The 18,777-nt window shown below is 42.8% G+C and carries 20 protein-coding genes; 7 read left to right on the forward strand and 13 right to left on the reverse strand.

The window, feature by feature from the left end:
• Window positions 1-327: 327 nt before the first annotated feature.
• From N693_RS0113985 to N693_RS0114010, 6 genes are all read right to left on the reverse strand, one after another.
• Window positions 328-1,827 (reverse strand): PH domain-containing protein, encoded by a 1,500-nt coding sequence (locus tag N693_RS0113985; protein ID WP_025785452.1) that lies wholly within the window; start codon window positions 1,825-1,827, stop codon window positions 328-330.
• Window positions 1,820-2,299 (reverse strand): PH domain-containing protein, encoded by a 480-nt coding sequence (locus tag N693_RS0113990; protein WP_025785453.1) that lies wholly within the window; start codon window positions 2,297-2,299, stop codon window positions 1,820-1,822. The genes N693_RS0113985 and N693_RS0113990 overlap by 8 nt, the downstream gene beginning before the upstream one ends.
• Before the next feature lie 132 nt (window positions 2,300-2,431).
• Entirely contained in the window at window positions 2,432-3,964 is a 1,533-nt protein-coding gene (locus N693_RS0113995; RefSeq protein ID WP_025785454.1) for a DEAD/DEAH box helicase, read from the reverse strand.
• A gap of 341 nt (window positions 3,965-4,305) precedes the next feature.
• Window positions 4,306-5,022 (reverse strand): carboxylesterase, encoded by a 717-nt coding sequence (locus N693_RS0114000; protein WP_025785455.1) that lies wholly within the window; start codon window positions 5,020-5,022, stop codon window positions 4,306-4,308.
• A gap of 3 nt (window positions 5,023-5,025) precedes the next feature.
• On the reverse strand, window positions 5,026-6,405 hold the full coding sequence (gene murF / locus N693_RS0114005) for a UDP-N-acetylmuramoyl-tripeptide--D-alanyl-D-alanine ligase (protein ID WP_025785456.1): 1,380 nt from the start codon (window positions 6,403-6,405) through the stop codon (window positions 5,026-5,028).
• Between the two features lie 12 nt (window positions 6,406-6,417).
• Window positions 6,418-7,485 (reverse strand): D-alanine--D-alanine ligase, encoded by a 1,068-nt coding sequence (locus N693_RS0114010; protein ID WP_025785457.1) that lies wholly within the window; start codon window positions 7,483-7,485, stop codon window positions 6,418-6,420.
• Between the two features lie 214 nt (window positions 7,486-7,699).
• On the opposite strand from N693_RS0114010, the gene rodA reads away from it, so the two are divergent.
• Both rodA and N693_RS0114020 read left to right on the forward strand, forming a co-directional pair.
• Window positions 7,700-8,881 carry a rod shape-determining protein RodA gene (gene rodA / locus N693_RS0114015; protein ID WP_025785458.1) on the forward strand — a complete coding sequence of 394 codons (1,182 nt, stop codon included), beginning with the start codon at window positions 7,700-7,702 and terminating at the stop codon, window positions 8,879-8,881.
• Window positions 8,882-8,976: 95 nt separating this feature from the next.
• Window positions 8,977-10,158 (forward strand): FtsW/RodA/SpoVE family cell cycle protein, encoded by a 1,182-nt coding sequence (locus tag N693_RS0114020; protein ID WP_025785459.1) that lies wholly within the window; start codon window positions 8,977-8,979, stop codon window positions 10,156-10,158.
• A 40-nt stretch (window positions 10,159-10,198) separates the two neighbouring features.
• On the opposite strand, the gene N693_RS20395 is transcribed toward N693_RS0114020, so the two are convergent.
• Window positions 10,199-10,339, reverse strand: coding sequence for an Lmo0850 family protein (locus N693_RS20395; protein ID WP_172643597.1), 141 nt, complete (start codon window positions 10,337-10,339; stop codon window positions 10,199-10,201).
• 228 nt (window positions 10,340-10,567) lie between these two features.
• Here N693_RS20395 and N693_RS0114030 point away from each other — a divergent pair, with 228 nt between their 5' ends.
• From N693_RS0114030 to cls, 3 genes are all read left to right on the forward strand, one after another.
• Window positions 10,568-10,768: a hypothetical protein gene (locus tag N693_RS0114030; RefSeq protein ID WP_025785460.1), complete on the forward strand. Its 201-nt coding sequence runs from the start codon at window positions 10,568-10,570 to the stop codon at window positions 10,766-10,768.
• A gap of 188 nt (window positions 10,769-10,956) precedes the next feature.
• A complete protein-coding gene (locus tag N693_RS20465) occupies window positions 10,957-11,136 on the forward strand; it encodes a hypothetical protein (protein WP_025785461.1) in 180 nt (59 codons plus the stop codon).
• A gap of 147 nt (window positions 11,137-11,283) precedes the next feature.
• A complete protein-coding gene (gene cls, locus N693_RS0114045) occupies window positions 11,284-12,735 on the forward strand; it encodes a cardiolipin synthase (protein ID WP_025785462.1) in 1,452 nt (483 codons plus the stop codon).
• Between the two features lie 236 nt (window positions 12,736-12,971).
• Here cls and N693_RS0114055 read toward each other — a convergent pair whose 3' ends face one another.
• Entirely contained in the window at window positions 12,972-13,829 is an 858-nt protein-coding gene (locus N693_RS0114055) for a D-alanyl-D-alanine carboxypeptidase family protein (protein WP_037593392.1), read from the reverse strand.
• 189 nt (window positions 13,830-14,018) lie between these two features.
• Here N693_RS0114055 and N693_RS0114060 point away from each other — a divergent pair, with 189 nt between their 5' ends.
• The gene (locus N693_RS0114060) at window positions 14,019-15,173 is read left to right on the forward strand and encodes an MFS transporter (RefSeq protein ID WP_025785464.1); all 1,155 of its coding nucleotides are present in this window, start codon (window positions 14,019-14,021) and stop codon (window positions 15,171-15,173) included.
• A 45-nt stretch (window positions 15,174-15,218) separates the two neighbouring features.
• On the opposite strand, the gene N693_RS0114065 is transcribed toward N693_RS0114060, so the two are convergent.
• The 3 genes from N693_RS0114065 to N693_RS0114075 all read right to left on the reverse strand — a co-directional run bounded on the left by N693_RS0114065 (window position 15,219) and on the right by N693_RS0114075 (window position 17,098).
• A complete protein-coding gene (locus N693_RS0114065; protein ID WP_025785465.1) occupies window positions 15,219-15,467 on the reverse strand; it encodes a hypothetical protein in 249 nt (82 codons plus the stop codon).
• A 91-nt stretch (window positions 15,468-15,558) separates the two neighbouring features.
• Window positions 15,559-16,413: a membrane protein insertase YidC gene (yidC, locus tag N693_RS0114070; RefSeq protein ID WP_025785466.1), complete on the reverse strand. Its 855-nt coding sequence runs from the start codon at window positions 16,411-16,413 to the stop codon at window positions 15,559-15,561.
• 307 nt (window positions 16,414-16,720) lie between these two features.
• Window positions 16,721-17,098: a hypothetical protein gene (locus N693_RS0114075; RefSeq protein WP_025785467.1), complete on the reverse strand. Its 378-nt coding sequence runs from the start codon at window positions 17,096-17,098 to the stop codon at window positions 16,721-16,723.
• Between the two features lie 184 nt (window positions 17,099-17,282).
• On the opposite strand from N693_RS0114075, the gene N693_RS0114080 reads away from it, so the two are divergent.
• A complete protein-coding gene (locus N693_RS0114080; protein ID WP_025785468.1) occupies window positions 17,283-17,780 on the forward strand; it encodes a GNAT family N-acetyltransferase in 498 nt (165 codons plus the stop codon).
• Window positions 17,781-17,830: 50 nt separating this feature from the next.
• Here the strand turns inward: N693_RS0114080 and N693_RS0114085 are convergent, their stop codons facing one another.
• Window positions 17,831-18,310: a DUF4064 domain-containing protein gene (locus N693_RS0114085; RefSeq protein ID WP_025785469.1), complete on the reverse strand. Its 480-nt coding sequence runs from the start codon at window positions 18,308-18,310 to the stop codon at window positions 17,831-17,833.
• Window positions 18,311-18,434: 124 nt separating this feature from the next.
• A complete protein-coding gene (locus N693_RS0114090) occupies window positions 18,435-18,716 on the reverse strand; it encodes a GNAT family N-acetyltransferase (RefSeq protein WP_025785470.1) in 282 nt (93 codons plus the stop codon).
• Window positions 18,717-18,777: the final 61 nt, after the last annotated feature.

Consider the following 18,777-nt stretch of genomic DNA (forward strand, 5'->3'; position numbering starts at 1 on the left):
CTGGGGGTATGATCACTTTTCCAGTTTTATGAGCACTTTCCTGGGGGTATGATCACTTTTCTAGTTTTATGAGCACTTTCCTGGGGGTATGATCACTTCTCCAGCTTTACGAGCACTTCCCAGCAGTTATGATCACTTCCCGAGCTTTATGAGCACTTCCCAGCAGTTATGATCACTCCCCGAGCTTTATGAGCACTTCCCGAGCTTTATGAACACTTCCCAATCATTTATGATCACTTCTCCAGTTTTATGAGCACTTTCCAGCAGTTATGATCACTTCTCACGCTTCACGAGTGACACCTACAAACACCTTCCAAATATCACAAACTACCTAATTTCAACTTCCCCACTCTCGCGTGAAGGTTCATACCAATCCAGCAAATGCTCCGCTTCGTCCACATCCATTTGTCTCAGTCGAATGTCGTGAACCCCAATACCTGACTTCACATTCAAATGAATGGTTGCGACCCGTTTACGACGTTGAAAAATCGTTTGCCGCAAGTGCGCTGATTGAATTCTTTTGCGCATCGTGTAGGATGTTTCTAGACTAAATCCTCGCGTGCGCATAGTGACCTGATTGCCACTCACCCGATAGGCAGCCGAGCGATGTTGCCAAACTCCAAATGCCATCACAAGTGGAACAAGAAGAAGAGACAGCAGTCCATATGGATAGAAAAACCAACCCACACCTGCAATCACTGGAACCATCCAAATGAAATCAATTCGATAGTAAAATTTGCGCCCTCTAATCGGGAGTTTCTCCATAGGATCTCTTAAATCCAATTCAGGAAAAATCGCTTGCAAAGGCTCAAATAATTCTTTCTTCTTCACAAGTGGAAACAGCTGAATCTTGGAGCCATCCCCAGCCGCACCTGCGCTATGAACTAGAACACGTCCATATCCGAATAATTGTCGCAAAGGGTTCTCTACAAAGCTCACACTTTGAATTCTGCTAAGCGGAATAGTCGTACGCTTTTTCTCGAGTAGCCCGCGTGTTATGATCAGTTCTTCCTCTGTAACACGAACGGTAAACCCATAATACGAGAAAAACGTCATCGCGACAGATAGTAGCCATGCTACGAACAGGCCTACAAGAACTAAGAGAACAATAATAAAGACACCGAATTTTATAAGGCCCGCGAGCTCGTCGCTTACTTTATCAAGTGGCAAAAATTCACCAAACTGAGATAAAAAGATAGCAACCCCTGAAAAAATAACACCAATTCCACCAGATGTAGTCGCGAGTAGAACGAGCTGTTTGGGATTCAATGAAAACACACGCTTCTCGACAGGTTCAGCCTCTATCCGTTCCACACCATCGATTTCAACTTCAAGTGCTTCTCCTGTTTCCTCGACTTTTCGTTTCTTTCCCTCGGCAATACGCTTCTTGATCAAGTCTGCGTCTTCACGAGTAACAGCTGTCAACTCAGCTTCCGCTTCTCCTCCGGAAGAGGCGGCCGTTTCAACTTGCACTTTCACCAAGCCGAGCGGTCGATGGAAAATACCTTCGGTGTAATTCAAACTTTGTATCCGTTCAAATGGGATATAGCGTTTCTTCCGCACGAATAATCCCGACTCGATCCGTAATTCCCCGTCCTCAAACCAGTACGTAAACCTTCTCCATTTTATGAATCCACTTGTTAATAAATAGACGACCAATACCGTTCCGATAATCAGTGACCAATTATCGAAAAACCAGTTCCCACTTTCATTATTTCTGCTCCCAGAGATAAAAACGACCACAAGTGGTAAGATTGCCTCTTTCAACGCTTTCACACTTTCCACCACAACTGTAACCCAGTGCAATTTGTATCGTGTTTCAGACATCGTCTTCCGCCACCTTCGCAAGCGCTGAAATTCGATTTCGCAGTTCATCAGCCTCTTCAGTAGCAAGTGCTGGTATTGAGTGAACAGTTGCAGCAGAAGAAATTGAAATGGCGGACAAATCATACTTCTTTAAAATCGGTCCTTGTGCAGTATCTACGTGTTGCACGCGAACCATTGGAATGAGTGTACGGGTGACGATGAAAATCCCATGTTGTAATTCTATTTCAGACTCTCGAACTTCATAGCGCCATCGAGACCACCTGATCTTTGGAAACAGATAAATGAATAACCAACCGTATATCACCACAACCGCTACGGCAATTGCATATATGAACCATGGCCAATCAAAGAAAAATGTTAAGGTACCTGCGCCTATTGCAAGTAGCAACACTAAAGCGGTTTGTAACCAGCCATATAAACGCCATACAGTTAAGCCTTTCCTTGATAACCTGTTCGCAGGTTCTTTTCTCACATTAATTCCTCCCTATCTATTACTAGTGTATACGATTGGAGGCGTAAGATGTTTCAAATCACCACAATAAAAAGCTCGGGACATGCACATTTTCCTGTGCATGTCCCGAGCTTCTTTGTATATGTTTAGCGATTAGCGTTCAGACCGTCCGCCACGTGAGCGATCCCGGCTTCCGCCTTCACGACTTCCTCCACTACGTCCGTCGCGACTTCCACCGCTACGTCCGTCACGGCTTCCGCCACTACGACGCTGGCCACCACTGAATCCACGGCCGCCACCATGTGAGCGATTGCCGCCACTGCGATTGCCTTTATATCCGCCACGACCTCCGCCGCCACCACGTGATGGCAATGGACGTTCTTCTGTAATTTGTACAGGAGTAGCGTCAGGCTCATTTGTTAAGTGTTTCAATGCCGCTGCAACCAAGTCAGTTGCATCGTATTTACTAAGAAGGTCTGTAGCGAATTGAACGTAATCATTCAACTCGTTCTTTTGAACTGCTTCAGCAAGTGTTTCGACTGCAACTTTTTGTTGTCCAAGAAGTGCTTCGTCAGATGTTGGTGGCTGAAGTGGAGTCATACGCTTTTTAGTTGTTTCTTCAACAATGCGAAGGTAACCCATTTCACGTGGTGTTACAAACGTGATTGCCATACCACTCTTACCTGCACGACCTGTACGGCCGATACGGTGAACATAGCTTTCCGGATCTTGTGGGATATCGAAGTTGTAAACGTGAGTTACACCAGAGATATCAAGACCACGTGCAGCAACGTCTGTTGCAACAAGAACGTCGATTTTGTTCTCTTTGAACTGACGTAATACTGACATACGCTTCGCTTGTGTTAAGTCACCATGGATTCCTTCAGCAAGGTATCCGCGGATGTTAAGAGCGTGTGAAAGTTCGTCAACCCGGCGTTTAGTACGACCGAAAACAATCGCAAGTTCCGGCTGTTGAACATTCAACAAACGTGACAAAATGTCGAATTTCTCGCGTTCTTGCGACTTCACGAAGAACTGCTCGATGTTTTCAACTGTCATTTCTTTTGACTTAATCTTAACGATCTCAGGGTTTTTCATGAATGTTTCTGCAATCTTGCGGATTGGTCCAGGCATAGTTGCTGAGAATAGCAATGTTTGGCGCTCCGCAGGGACATTCTCCAGAATTGAGTTGATGTCTTCGATGAAGCCCATGTTCAACATTTCATCCGCTTCGTCCAAAACAAGTGTTTGAACGCCGTCAAGCTTCAATGTTTTACGCTTAATGTGGTCCAAAATACGTCCCGGTGTACCGACAACGATTTGTGGATTGTTTTTCAATGCACGGATTTGGCGTGAAATTTCTTGTCCGCCAAATACAGAAAGAATACGAGCACGTTTTCCGTGACCGATTTTATAGATTTCTTCAGAAACCTGAATCGCAAGCTCACGAGTTGGGGCGATGACAAGTGCCTGAACTGCAGGATTGCTTGTATCGATTTTTTCGATCATAGGGATACCAAATGCAGCTGTTTTACCAGTTCCCGTCTGTGCTTGACCGATAACGTCCTTACCTTCCATTCCAAAAGTAACCGTACCTTCTTGAATTGGAGTCGCCTCTTCAAAGCCCATTCTCTTTAGAGAGTCTTGTGTAGATTTACTGATATTAAGTTCTGAAAATTTCGTCAAACTTCTCAATCTCCTTTGTGTTTTCCATTTGACAATTGGTTACATTTGCAAATGAAAGCGCGGCAAATCGGAGCCTTATGCTTATTGGGTATGTTTCCGAACGTATACAAATCTAATTTGGGGAAACAATGATTTCCTCTCGGATAGTTAGATGTAGTGGATGAAAGGAAAGCCCGGTCTTTGCCGAGCGGTTCAATAGAGGATTCTCCTCGTTAGCGGCAGTGCCGTCGAACCGTTTTATTCAAAAAAAAGCACTCTTCACAAGAGGAAGAGTTCTGCGTAAATGTATCCAATGCTCATGTTAGTTTACCACACTAAAGAACGCATCGCAAGCTATACACTCATGCCAAACAAGTCTCCTGTCCATCTTCTTCGCACATGAATGTAAGTACCTTTTCAAACCACTCCGCACAATCATCGCTGTAACAAATGTGATGTTTCCCGTTATCCGAGAAAATCAGTTGTTTCGTTGAAGAGCCGAGCGAATGATACAGCATGTGGGCACTTGAATAAGGGACAATACTATCCTGCTTGCCTTGCACAATACAAACAGGCACTGTGATTCTGCCATAATAAGGCTCAATCTGTTGTATAATCCGTGTGAATTGATAAGCAGAGCGGATCGGCGTATTGGCCAGTTTATAGCGATACAAATGATAAAACGTGTTTGGTGGGAAGTGTCGAACGACCGGCTCGGAAAGTAAAATCGCAGCATCAGCCAATAATAGCCGAGGCGAAATGTACTTTGCGGCAGCACTCAGTAAGACGAGACGTTCGACAGGATACCGAAGCGCTAGATACAGCGCAATCAGACCTCCCATCGAAAATCCGACTACAAAAATTCGATCCGTTTGCTTACTTAAGCGTCTGTATGCGAGTTCAGCTTCCATTAGCCAGGCTTCTGCGGTGATTTCCGCTAGTCTGCCTCCTGTTTCATGCCCAGGTAATACCGGAATATCGATGATCCAGTTCGTCTTGTCCTTTAGATACTGGACGAACGGGCGAACTTCAAATGAGCCACCCGTAAATCCATGCAGAATAATTACACCAGTTTTCACGGATTACGCCTCCGTTTCCAGTACACCTTTCAACACGTTTTCAAGTGCCATTCCGCGAGAACCTTTCAACAGAATAATGGATTGGTCGTTGATGGATTCAAGTAGTTTCTCGACAATCGGTGCATAGTCATTTTCTGTCCAAATCAGTTCCACATTCGTGTTCCGAGTGAGAAGTTCGTCATATAACCAATGCATTCTAGGTCCGTATAAGGCGATTCCCTTCAACTTTAGGTTGGCGATTTGGTCTGCAACTAATTCGTGGTAATGTTGTTCATCTTGCCCAAGTTCCAGCATATCCCCCAGCACTACCCACTTATCATTACGCAGTTCTGTTTGGCCAATGAATGTCAAAGCGGCACGCAACGATGTAGGAGCAGCATTATAGGCATCATTTATGAACAACGCTCCACTCTTTGCTGTGACCGGTTGCATGCGCATCGGTGTTAAGACTGCGTTTAGTAGAGCATTTCGAATCGATTCGTCAGTCATGCCGAGTTTTTTAGCAACCAGCATTGCTGCTAGCGCATTTTTCACTTGGTGCTCACCGTAGACCGGGATGACAAATTGACCTTCAATTTGGCCCTCAACAGTAAACTGACTACCTTGTTCGGTCACTTTTATATCTTTCGCTACTATGTCACACGTATCCCTGTAGCCGAAAGCATGCGCATCAAGTTCTGGATGATCACTCACAAGTGCGGTAAGCAGTGGCTCATCACCGTCAAAGTAAAAGGTTCCGCTTGAAGAAAGCCCATCGATAATTTCGAATTTCGCTTTCGCAATTCCCTCTCGACTTCCGAGATCTTGCATGTGAGCTTCACCGATATTGGTAATAATTGCGATATCAGGCTTTGCTAATTTAGAAAGGAATGAAATTTCCCCAAAACCACTCATGCCCATTTCCAAAACAGCCACTTCTGTATCTTCTTCAAGGGAAAGAATTGTTAACGGCATGCCGAGTTCGTTGTTAAAATTCCCTTCTGTTTTACGGACCTCAAATTTTGCGCCTAAAACACTCGCAAGTAAATCTTTTGTCGATGTCTTACCGTTCGAACCTGTGACACCGATCACTTTACATGTGAGCTGTTCGCGATAGCTACGAGCAAGTTGCTGTAGAGCACTCTCTGCATCTTCTACAAAGATAAGTGGAATGTCTTCAGGAGGGTTCGGTTCATCGGCAAGCCATAGCGCAGCAACTGCACCATTTTCGATAGCTGAACGGACATACATATGGCCGTTTGTATGTTCTCCACGGAATGGGATGAACAACTCACCTTCCTGGATATTTCTCGAGTCAATAGTTGCTCCCGTCACTGTAATTCCTTCTAATAGCTGTCCAGAAGCTCCCAACCAGTTAGCCAGTTCAGTCAATTTTCGTTTCATTAGTTATCCCACTCAATCCATTGTGTATTGTATCTTTTGTTTTTCTGCATGGCGTGAGATCGCCAATTCAATAAGACGGTCAATTAGTTCCGGATAGCTCACGCCAGTATGTTGCCAAAGTAGCGGGAACATACTCGTCGGTGTAAATCCAGGCATCGTATTCACTTCGTTAATGAGCACTTCGTCAGTTTCAGTTACAAAGAAGTCAGCGCGAACGAGTCCAGCACAGTCGAGTACTTTGAATGCACGGTACGCCATGTCTTTCATATGGTTTGCAACGTCATCAGGTACTTGTGCAGGAATCACTAATTCTGTGTTTCCGTCTTGGTATTTCGCTTCGTAGTCGTAAAATGCTGCAACGGGCTTAATTTCCCCCGGAACGGAACATGCAGGTTCGTCGTTTCCTAGTACACCCATTTCGACTTCACGTGCTGTGACCCCTTGTTCCACAATTATTTTTCTATCGAATTTTAGCGCAAACGAAATCGCTTCCTTCAAACTCCCCCGATTGTCCGCTTTGCTAATCCCTACGCTTGAGCCTAAGTTAGCCGGCTTTACAAATACCGGGTATTCAAGTGTTTGCTCTGCAGCGTCTAATAGACGCGTTTCATCTTTTTCCCACTCTGAACGAATGAAATGGACATAAGGTACTTGCGCAAGCCCAACTTGAGCAAACAATTGTTTCATGACGACTTTATCCATCCCTGCTGATGAGGCAAGAACACCATTTCCTGCGTAAGGGATATTCATCACTTCGAAGAGACCTTGTACTGTTCCATCTTCCCCATTTGTTCCGTGAAGTAGTGGTAGGATGACATCCGGCTTGCTTTCCAACTGAAGGAATTGAGCGATACTATCCGGCTCGTTTGTTCCGTTCCCGTCCAAACGCAATTCTTCGATTGTTTTCGCAGGTGCTGCAAGAGATGCGCCCGTACGCCACTCCCCTTCAGGAGTTATGTAGATCGGCATCACTTGGTATGCTTCAAAATTGATTGCTTGTGTAGCTGCGCGCGCTGTAGACAACGAAACTTCATGTTCTGCTGATTTTCCTCCATAGACTAACCCTAGCTTTTTTTTCATAATAATCCCTCTCGATCCGTTAGTTTTCGTCTCACTAGTTTACCATGAACCGTGGATGAAGGTAGAAAAAACCTCTCTCTTCATCTATTGTTAGAGTAATAAGTTTTACAATGGAGAAACTTATCATTCCACGATCACGTCTTATGAACTACGTGAATCTTTGACCTAACTACGGTATACTTTACCGATTATCTTCTTAGGAAGGAGTTCCGCTTTGAAACTTTCATCCAAGTGGACAGATCGCTTTGACTGGACACTTGCTTTATTACTATTTTTGTTTTTTATCGTCAGTTTAACCGCAATTGGTTCCGCTCAAAACTCTGGACAGTACAACACAAATTTCATCCCCTTGCAAATACGTTGGTACGTCTTAGGTGCATTTATCATTTTCGTTATGATACAGCTTGAACCTCAACAATACAAAAAACTGGCGTTGCCCCTTTATGGCTTTGGAATTTTCCTTTTAGTATTTCTTATGTTGGCACCAGGCGGTGAAGATCAAATTGCTGAAACTCGTCTAGGTGCAAAGCGTTGGCTACATCTACCTGTCATTGGAACGATTCAACCTTCAGAGTTCATCAAGTCTTTTTTCATCCTTGGATTAGCTCGAACCGTTAGTGTTCATCATGACCGTCATCCCGAAAAATCGATCAGGATGGATTTAATGCTACTTGGAAAAGTAGCATTGATGTTGCTGGTTCCACTTGCTTTCATAATGAAGCAACCAGATTTGGGGACTTCTCTAGTATTCATCGCGATTACAATTGCCGTCGTCATTGTATCTGGAATTTCATGGAAACTGCTTGGTCCGTTAATGGCAGTTGGCGCAACTCTGGGAGCAACTCTTTTATGGATGGCTATCTATGCTCAGGATTTTTTGCAGAAGCTTGGTTTTGACCCTTATCAATTTAAGCGTGTCTATTCGTGGCTCGATCCTTATTCGTATCCAGGTGAAGAAGGGTATAACCTGATCCAGGCGATGACGGCAATCGGTTCTGGGGAGTTCACTGGAAAAGGTTTCAAAGAAAGTATTGTGTATATTCCTGAAAACCACACAGACTTCATCATCAGTGTAATTGGAGAAGAATGGGGATTCATCGGGACAAGTTTACTAATAACACTTTTTTTCGTCTTCATTTATCATTTAACAAAAATCGCATTGACGTTGAAAGATACGTTCAGTATATATGTGACGGCAGGTGTCATTGCCATGTTAGCTTTCCACGTGTTAGAAAACATCGGTATGAATATTCAACTGCTTCCGATAACAGGCATCCCTCTTCCTTTCATCAGCTATGGAGGAAGTTCCTTATTTAGTAATATGTTTGCAATTGGTTTGATTTTTAGTATACGATTCCACCAGCAAAATTACTTATTTGAAACAGAAGATGAGTAACCGGACAAAACAGGAAAATTTCCTCTTGTGGATTCGGGTACCTTTTCGGTTATAATGAGTGACTGTACTCTATGAAACGACAAAGGTGACAAATTATGAAAATACAACAAAGATCTTCGGACCGTTTCGATTGGCCGCTAGCCTTTCTTTTGCTTATGTTTGGAGCAATTAGTCTGATTGCTATTTCTTCAGCTCAAACGACAGGACAATATGGCATCAACTTTATACCATCTCAAATTCAGTGGTATGTCGTAGGTTCGATTATTATTGCTTTTACAATGTACTTCGAACCTGAACAATATAAAAAAGCAGCGTGGCTCATTTATGGAGTCGGCATTTTCTCTCTGTTCGTGCTGTTCATTCTCCCGGAAAGTATGGACCTCGTTGCTCGCCGTAACGGAGCAAAAAGTTGGTTCCACTTACCTGGTATTGGTAGTATCCAGCCTGCCGAGTTTATGAAAACATTTTTCATCATCGGTCTTGCTCGTGTCATAACGAAACACCATGAGAAGTTTACAGAGAAGACGTTGCAAACCGATTTCATGTTACTTTTAAAAATCGGTGTCGTCCTGATTGTTCCTTTATTTTTCATAATGATGCAGACAGATTTAGGAACAGCGCTAGTTTTCCTCGCTATCACTGCTGCTCTAACTATCGTGTCTGGCATAACGTGGAAAATCTTATTGCCAATCTTTGTGGGCTCAGCTTCAATCGGAGGCACAATGCTCTTTATGGCATTATATGCCCAAGACTTTTTAGCGTCACTCGGATTTAAACAGTATCAGTTCCAGCGAATCTATTCATGGCTCGATCCCTATTCGTATTCGTCAAACGAAGGATTGCATCTCATTACTTCGTTGAACGCGATTGGATCTGGGGGGATTTTCGGTAAAGGGTATAAAGACCGTGAAGTGTATGTACCAGAAAGCCATACTGACTTCATCTTCAGTGTTATTGGAGAGGAATGGGGATTCTTCGGCGCAAGCGTCGTCATTTGTCTATATTTCTTTCTGATTTATCATTTGACAAAAATTGCTTTGGAGTTAAAGGATCCATTCAGTACGTATATTGCTGCAGGGATTATCGCAATGATTACGTTCCATGTATTTGAAAATATCGGCATGACGATTCAATTACTTCCGATTACGGGGATTCCCCTTCCATTCATAAGTTATGGAGGTAGTTCTTTGATGGGTAACATGCTCGCTATTGGTCTGATTTTCAGCATGAAATTCCATCACCGTACGTATATGTTCAACTCGGATGAGGAAGAATAAAAAACACGACCTAGGAATATTCCTAGGTCGTGTTTTTTAGTTATGGTTGGATTTGCGGGTCTTGCTGAGCAGGCGGTGTAAGTGCCTTCAGCATATCTAGACGCGATTTTGTCATTGTAGCGGAAACACCTAACTTCGCTAAGTTTGTGATGATCTTCTTCAAATCGATTTCTTTCGCCATCTGGTTCCACCTCAACCTTTCTATAGTGCAGGACGCACGAATTGGATATAAGGTTCTATTTTGCTCTAATCTTGATGTTGTCCTTTGTCTAACTTCATTATACCACAATTGTCAAGTTTTTAACCTTTCAATTATGTTACAAATGCTCTTTTTTCGTAAATTTCATTGATCCAACGTGATCGATTGACATACTCCCCTACCGGTACATTCACTAAAGGGACACCCGAAGTGACAGACTTGTATGTTTCGGATTCGTCAAAAAGGGAATCGTTGACAGCACTAGCAGCGGCAACGGAAAGGGATTCTGAACACCCTGTGGCTCGTGCCATTACAGCTTTCGGACAGGAAAAGGTGGAGCGGATTTCAACAGTTGAAGAGTTCGAATCCATTCCTGTTCACGAGATCCGTTGTAAGATAGACAGCATTTAAGTATTGCTTGGCAACCAAAAAATATTTGAGCGCTTCGCGTTTCGTTCGATGGTGGCATTGCAGACACGGATTCCCTTGAGAATGACGGCAAGACGGTGATGTATATAGCAGCGGATGGCGATTATGTAGGTGTGATTGCTGTTGCAGATAAGGTGAAAGAATTGCATGCACTCGGGATGTAAGTCATCATGCTGACAGGCGATCAGGAACGGATTGCGAAGTCGATTGCAGCGACTGTCGGGATGGACAGGGTGTTGTGGTGGCTGGATTGCTCGCCCTTAGGGGTAACTGGTGCTGCAATGGCGTTCAGTTCCGTGTCGGTTGTATTGAATGCGTTGCGTTTGCAACGCGTGAATCTGCGTCCCTAACATCTATTCCTCGGGAGACTGAAAGAGTTGGGCACTCCATTTCTTTCAGTCTTTTTTATTAAGCAGCAAGGTTTTGTTTTCAGAGACAAATTCCTTTGTTCATGTATACTATAGAAATACAATACATTTCCAGAAAGGCGGCATACAATGGCAGGAATTATCACCTTTCTTACGATTGCAACTCTTATTTTAAACGTCCTGCTTGCGGGCGTTCTTATCTTTTTAGAACGACGTGATGCTGCAGCTACATGGGCTTGGCTCCTTGTTCTATTTTTCATTCCTCTCTTTGGATTCATTATTTACCTGCTTCTTGGAAGACAATTGCGGAAACGACACTTATTTCGCTGGTCCGGTCGAGATCGTATCGGTATAGAGACCTTAATCGACTACCAAATGGAGGCGATTGAAGACGAAACCTTTGAATTCCAACTCGATGATACCGCACATTACCACGATATGATTTATTTACATTTACGAAATAACCATGCCGTGTTAACACAAGATAATGATGTGGAAATCTTTAATGATGGTGCTGCAAAGTTCGAAGCGCTTATCGAGGACTTGGAAAGTGCCAAGGATCATATCCATTTCCAGTATTACATTATGAGACTCGACAAACTCGGAAGTAAGATTATGGAGGTTCTTGTAAGAAAGGCGCAGTCAGGCGTAAAAGTTCGTGTACTTTTTGACGATATCGGATCGCGGGGTTTGCACGTCAAACATTTGAAAGAACTCACAGAAGCTGGCGGAGAAGCTGCAGCTTTCTTCCCTGCCATAATGCCGCTCATCAACCCACGCTTGAATTATCGTAATCACCGAAAAATCGTGGTTGTCGATGGTCGTGTTGGATATGTCGGTGGATTTAACGTGGGAGATGAGTACCTTGGGATGAGCAAAAAGTTCGGCTATTGGCGGGATACTCACTTACGCATCGAAGGAAGTGCAGTACATCCGTTACAAACCCGATTCCTTTTGGATTGGAATCAGGCATTGGCATCGAGTGAAGTGCAATACAACGATCGTTACTTCCCTGTCATACCACGTAAAGGATCCGTCGGAATGCAAATCGTTTCGAGCGGCCCAGATGCGGAATGGGAACAAATCAAGGACGGCTATCTAAAGATGATCTTTATCGCCAAAGATTATATATATATTCAAACGCCGTATTTCATTCCCGACGTTAGTTTCTTGGACGCGCTTCGAATCGCGTGTTTGTCTGGGGTAGATGTGAGGATTATGATTCCGAATAAGCCGGATCACATGTTTGTCTACTGGGCGACGTATTCGAATATCGGCAGCTTGCTGAAAGCTGGAGCACGGGTCTACATTTACGAGAATGGGTTCATTCATGCGAAGCAGATTGTTGTGGATGATGAGTTGTCGACTGTCGGTACAGCCAATATTGACGAGCGAAGTTTCCGTCTCAACTTTGAAATCAATGCGTTCATCTATGATCGAGAGAAGTCACGCGAACTCGCTGAGCTATTTGAACAAGACATCCAGTTATCGACTGAGTTGACTTACGATATGTATTTGAATCGCTCACGTACGATTAAGATTAAAGAGTCGATCTCGCGATTGTTGTCGCCTATTTTATAATGTGTTCACGTGTCGGGCTACCTTCTATTTGGAGGTAGCCTGTTTTTTGATTTTTGGGATGGTTGCTTGAGGGGATTCTTGGTTTGCTTGAGCGGTTTCCTGACTTGCTTGAGCAGATTCCTGGCTCGCTTGAGCGGATTCCCTCTCGCTTGAGCAGATTCCATAAAAACTAAGCACTTCCATGCACCTGCTTAACTGTACCCATAGAAAAAAGGACTGCTAGGGCAGTCCTTTTCTCACTCTATTCCAAGGTATTCCTCGAGTGTGATATTTTTCTTGAAGATTTGTTCAGCTATCGGCTTACCAACATATCGGTAGTGCCACGCCTCGTGCATGTATCCTGTGATTTCTTCTTTGTGATTAGGGTAGCGCAAAATGAAACCATAGCGATGTGCGTTTGCGAGCAACCACTTGCCTGCTTCTGTTGTACCAAACGATGAGGATGCCCAATGTTTTTCGTGATTCACTTCACCAATATCAAATGCCAGACCCGTTTGATGTTCCGAGTAGCCAGGTCGTGCGCTGTAGCGATCTGCCGCTTCTACCCCGTCTCGATCCACATAACGGTTGTAAAGCGTCACTTGATAGTCGTAGGAACGGTATGTGCTGAACGCAGTTAAGTTAAAACTGGAAAGCTTAGCTTCCGCAGCCATTTCTTCAAATGCAGCTCGGGCTTCTTTACTTTCACCAGGTGCAAAGGTTTCCGGTAGCGGATATTTTTTGTTGGCAATTAAGATGTCTTTTACATAGGTCGGTTCACTTGGCAATTGTTGTCCCTCCACATACCCTCCATCAAAAGGTGTGTCATCCTCGCCTTTTTCTGTTGACTCTTCGGGAGGAGCCGGCTCTACTTCTGCAGGAGGCAGATTTTGTTCATCCTCTTCTTCCTTGTCTTCTGACCCAGGGGAAGTTTCTGGTTTTTCACTATCAGTATTAGATAAACCTGCTTGTTCTAGCGTTTTCTCAACGTTCCAATCATTGGTGCCAATCCATATAATCAGTCCTACCAGAGCGGCTACAGCAATTAGTAACGTCGCTTTTAGCCCTTTAGACCGCTTCTTGCTCGTTCGTCTTCTATCTTGACTTCGCTTCATAAGAAATTTGCCTTCTTTCATATTGTCTCTTGCTATCTATTGTCAGTTTCTTGTATTTTACGGGATCATTACAAACAGTCCATTTCATAGTCTACCATTATTTCTGCCTTAGGACTACTGTGCCTTTTTAAAAGTGTATGCTATGATTAATTTTTCAGTTTGATTTATTTAGATGAAGGATGATTCTATTTGGCTAACCAACGATGGCTTTCTGCCAGTTTTTTTGTATTCTTTTTTACGTGGGGAATCTTTCTTCCCTATTGGACCGGATGGTTGACCATTGAAAAAGGTCTCACTGTTTCTACAGCCAGTGTCATCATGGGAATCGGAATGGCTGCAAGAGCGCTCACTACTTTTCTCGTATTCCCTGTATTAACCCATAGATCCTCTCTACGAAGAGTGGTTCAAGGATTATCAATCCTCTCACTGCTGCTCGTCATTCTCTACTTGCCTGATTCTCCATTATGGGCACTGGCAGCGATCACGATTTTGTTCAGTGCGGTCTATCCTATGATTTTGCCTGCTGTCGAGAGTGGTGCAACTCTATTAATGCAGTCTGAGCGAATCCATTATGGAAAAAGCCGTTCGTTTGGATCAATCGGATATACAGTCGCTTTACTGCTCGTTGGTGCCGCGACATCCATTTGGAGCGAGCAATCGATTTTGTATTTAATGATTGTCGGCCTTGCTATAGCTGTCTTATTTTTCATGAGAAGTGCACCTGCAGTTCTTGATATGGCACCGGAACGTACTTCTTCAAATGTCTCTCAGACTAAGTTAAGGACGCTGTTCCAAACAAAAGGGTTTCTAGTCGTAACCATTTTAGCTGTTTTACTACAAGGGGCTCATGCTGCGTATTATAGCTTTGGTTTCATTTACCTGGATGACCTGAATGTTTCTGGATTTTGGATTGGGGTAATTTTAAACGTCGCTGTGCTATTTGAGATTCTTTTTTTCCGTGTTTCAGACCGGATGCTAGCAAATGTAAAGATTTCAACGATGTTTTTAATGGCCGCGATTGGTTCAACCGTTCGTTGGATCGTTGTTTTCCTTTTTCCGATTACAGCCGTGTTCGTTGTTACACAAATGTTGCATGCAATTTCTTTCGGTATTGCACATTATGCATTCATCCAATATATATCCACTCGTCTTCCAAAACAGCAGATCGCCTCTGCGCAAGGTATGTATGCAGCGTTTGCTATGAGTTTGAGTACAGCATTTTTAACAATTCCTGCAGGGTATTTATACGATATTTCTCCCGGGCTCGCTTTTTTAGGAATGGCGGTATGTACAATTCCTGCCATCTTTATCGTTCTCTTTACTCGACGAAAGCTAGCCTACTAAAAAAAGGAAGCAGCAGCGCTCTATGCGCAATGCTGTTTCCTTTTTTCATCCTAACACTCTTAAAAACAAGATGACTGCAAGGGCAATCGCAAATAACATTGATAGCCCTTGCATCCACCGGGACTCACGTATCATCCCTTGACTCTTGAATTGCTTCGCTCGTGCACTATTCGTGAGAGCAAACAGCGCAATCATGCCAATCAATGCATTTTGTAAATCTAGCTTGACAATAAAATAGAGTGAAAATGCGCCTGCTAAGACAATACCTATTCCATAAATCCATTTACTGTTCATCGGCATATTCCTCCATTTCACAGTCAGCCTTGTGTTCTATAAGTTAAAAAAGAAGCCGGAGTAAGCTCTCCGGCTGATTGAGCTATAAAAGTTACTTCCCTTTTTTCTTGCTTTTCTTATGTTGTTCATCTTCTGGATCGACGATTTCTACATCGACATGACCGTCAGCTTCAACTGCTAGTTCTGCTGCAGTGTGTTTATAGTAGAATTTACGTCCGAGATACGTTTGGAAAATCATGAACAAACCACCTACTGCCCAGTAGAGAGGGAGTGCAGCAGCAACACGATACGAGATGAACATAATCATAATTGGTGAAATGTAAACAAATAATTTCATTTGTGCTTTCTGCTGCTCTGGCATTGTCCATAGTGAAACTCTTGCTTGAACGAAGTATACAGCACCTGCAACAAGCATCATAATCATATCGGGTTTACCTAGCTCAAACCATAGAAATTGATGACTCTTCACTACATCATCAGCATACAAGATTGCAAAGTACAGACCCATAATGATTGGCATTTGAATCACTAATGGAAGACAACCCATGTTTAACGGATTCACATTATGTTTGGAATAGAGGCCCATCATTTCTTGTTGCAACTTCATCTGTTCTTCTTTGTTGCCTGATTCTTTTGCTGTTTTCATCTGTTTTTGGATCGTTTCCATTTCAGGTTTCAACGCATCCATTTTTACTTTCATTTCTTGCTGTGATTTGTAGTTTTTCAACATGAGAGGCATTAGGATTAAGCGAATTCCCATCGTGATGACGATGATCGCGAGTCCATAGCTTCCGTTAAATGCTTCTCCTAGAGTATGAAGCAACCAATCCATCGGTTTTACAAATATTCCATAGAACGTCCCTCTTTTTTCCTCAACACTCGTACAACCACTTAATAACACTGCGGCTGTAGCCAACATCGTTATAAATCCAATTCTTTTTTTCACGAAATCCACCTTCACTATTTTTCAAACTATTAGCAACCCGGATTTTCATAGGAAAACTCAGATCGACTAACGGGTTTTTTTCAATTACAGACGGTCATCGTCTCTTAAAAAAGTATACCCTAATCCCGTTCACAATTACAACGAAACCTATTTTGAAAAGACCGATTTAATATGGACAATACAAAAAAACCTGCATTTGGTGACAATTTAGACACTTTGCAGGTTTTGTAATGAATTAGGCGATTAATCACGTGTTATTTAGTTTAGATGCTAGTGGTTAGATGTTTTGTATAGTTAACCGTTAGTTTCATTTCGACTTTTCGGAGTCTGATTTCGCTTCTTTGGACTCAAGCTCGTCCGTAATTTCTTTGTCTTCTTTTTTATGATAAAGGCCATCTTCTTTAGCTGACTTCCCTTTATCTTCAACCACTTGGTTGTAGTAATGAACGCTAGTTTGAGCCCCTTCACTCACCATTTTGTTGTCCTGAAAATCGTACGGATCGGACATGCCACGTTTAGTTTGGTCTGAGTAGTCTGCTTTTTTAGATTGAACAAAAGAATCGACTTTCGTAACTAAATTGTTCACAGCTACTTGTGCTTTGTCACGGTTCTCTTTTTTACTGAAATATGCATATGCTCCAGCTGCAATTGTTGCAAGTAGAATACCATTACGTTTTTTAGCCATGAAAATCAAACCTCCAAATTTTTACTTAACTTTTATTTAGTATGGGTCCATGTAACAAGTATACCCCACTTCAAGTTTGCCAAACGCAATGAACATTTCATTTTCATGACAAGTCTGACTATCGCTAGTTTTCAATACCTGCATTTGTTATGATGAGAGAAAGGAATGACGAGGTGAAAGCGCAATGATTCGACAAATGATTGAGGAAGATATTGCTGCCGTTCAACACATTGCCCGTGCCACTTGGAAAGATACGTATAGAGAGCTTTTACCCGAATTTGTTCAACAAAAATTTCTCGATAGCGCTTACTCAACTCCCATGTTATTGAAGCGTATGGAAAAGACAGAGGTTTTAATCGCTGAACGCGACGGTCGTGCTGTTGGATTTTTCAACATGACTCGGATTGATGATGATGGAGATGCCGAGCTAACCGCACTTTATATCCTTCCAGACTATCAGCGACAAGGCATAGGGATGGAGCTATTTACTGGTGCATTGACGCTACTGAATGGTGCTATGAAGCTATTCGTGTACGTTGATGATTTAAATGATCCCGCAAAAGCGTTCTACGAGAAGCTTGGTTTTGAGTTACTTGAAGTATTTGATGAAGACTTTGAAGGGGTTCCGGTTGAAACAGCACAATATGTTTATATGATACGGCAATCCGCTTTATGCATCTAATTCAAAAACGTCCTATTCGGAAACTACCGAACAGGACGTTTTTTTATTGTTTACAACGGACGCATTCCACCATCTTCAGGTGGTGTGTCAGTAATGATCTGTTCATCTGGAACCATTGTATTTGGTTTCTTTGTCAAGCAGAGAATCCCTGCGATATAGAGTAAGATTGAAGTAAGAGACAAAATACCTCCCGTTAATCCACCAATTATGAACATGATTCCTGCAAGTTTCGGATTTTTGTTATTCCAAATGTTGACCAATCCGATAATTGTCAGTACTAAACTTATAACTAGGAATACAACTCCTAGCCACAGGAATCCTCCGAGTGCATCAAATATGTTGAAAATCATATCAATATCTGCAGGCGTCATTGTAGGATCTGAATAGAAATCCATTTCCATCTCTGTGCGAAGTTCAGGATTTGAGCTAAACATATTAAATATGACAGCACCAAAAATGGATGCTATGACTCCAAATACTGTAAATACTAATCCTATGATTCCTAATACTTTTTCTGCCGTTCGATTCATTTACATCGCCTCACTTTTTCTAGTTGTAGTCTACTATACGACTGAATTCACAAAACGTTTCATTTTTTTGTTACTTCTTAAAAAAGCGGAGCGCCTAAACACAGCGTTCCGCTTTAATTAATCGTTAAGCTTTCACATCGTTGTATTCTTCGTATCGGTTGAACGCGGTTACTACGTATGAACAAACTGCTTCCATCTTCAAGTTGTTTTCCCGAGCATAGTCAGCAGCACGGTCTAAAAGTTTCTTCGCAACGCCTCCACCACGGAGTTCTTCCGAAACGAAAGTGTGATCCATCACCATGACATCTCCGAGAAGTGTCCACGTAATTTCAGCTAGTGTTTTACCACCTTGCTCATTGCGAAATGCATACGCATCACCGCCAAGATCTTTGTATTCAAATTCCATGAGAACAGCCTCCCTTTTAAATGGATGATTCGGGTATTTAGATAGTTCAACGATACTTACT

Origin of the sequence: Sporosarcina sp. D27 (assembly GCF_000586555.1) — a bacterium.
In the GTDB taxonomy this organism is placed as follows: Bacteria; Bacillota; Bacilli; order Bacillales_A; family Planococcaceae; genus Sporosarcina.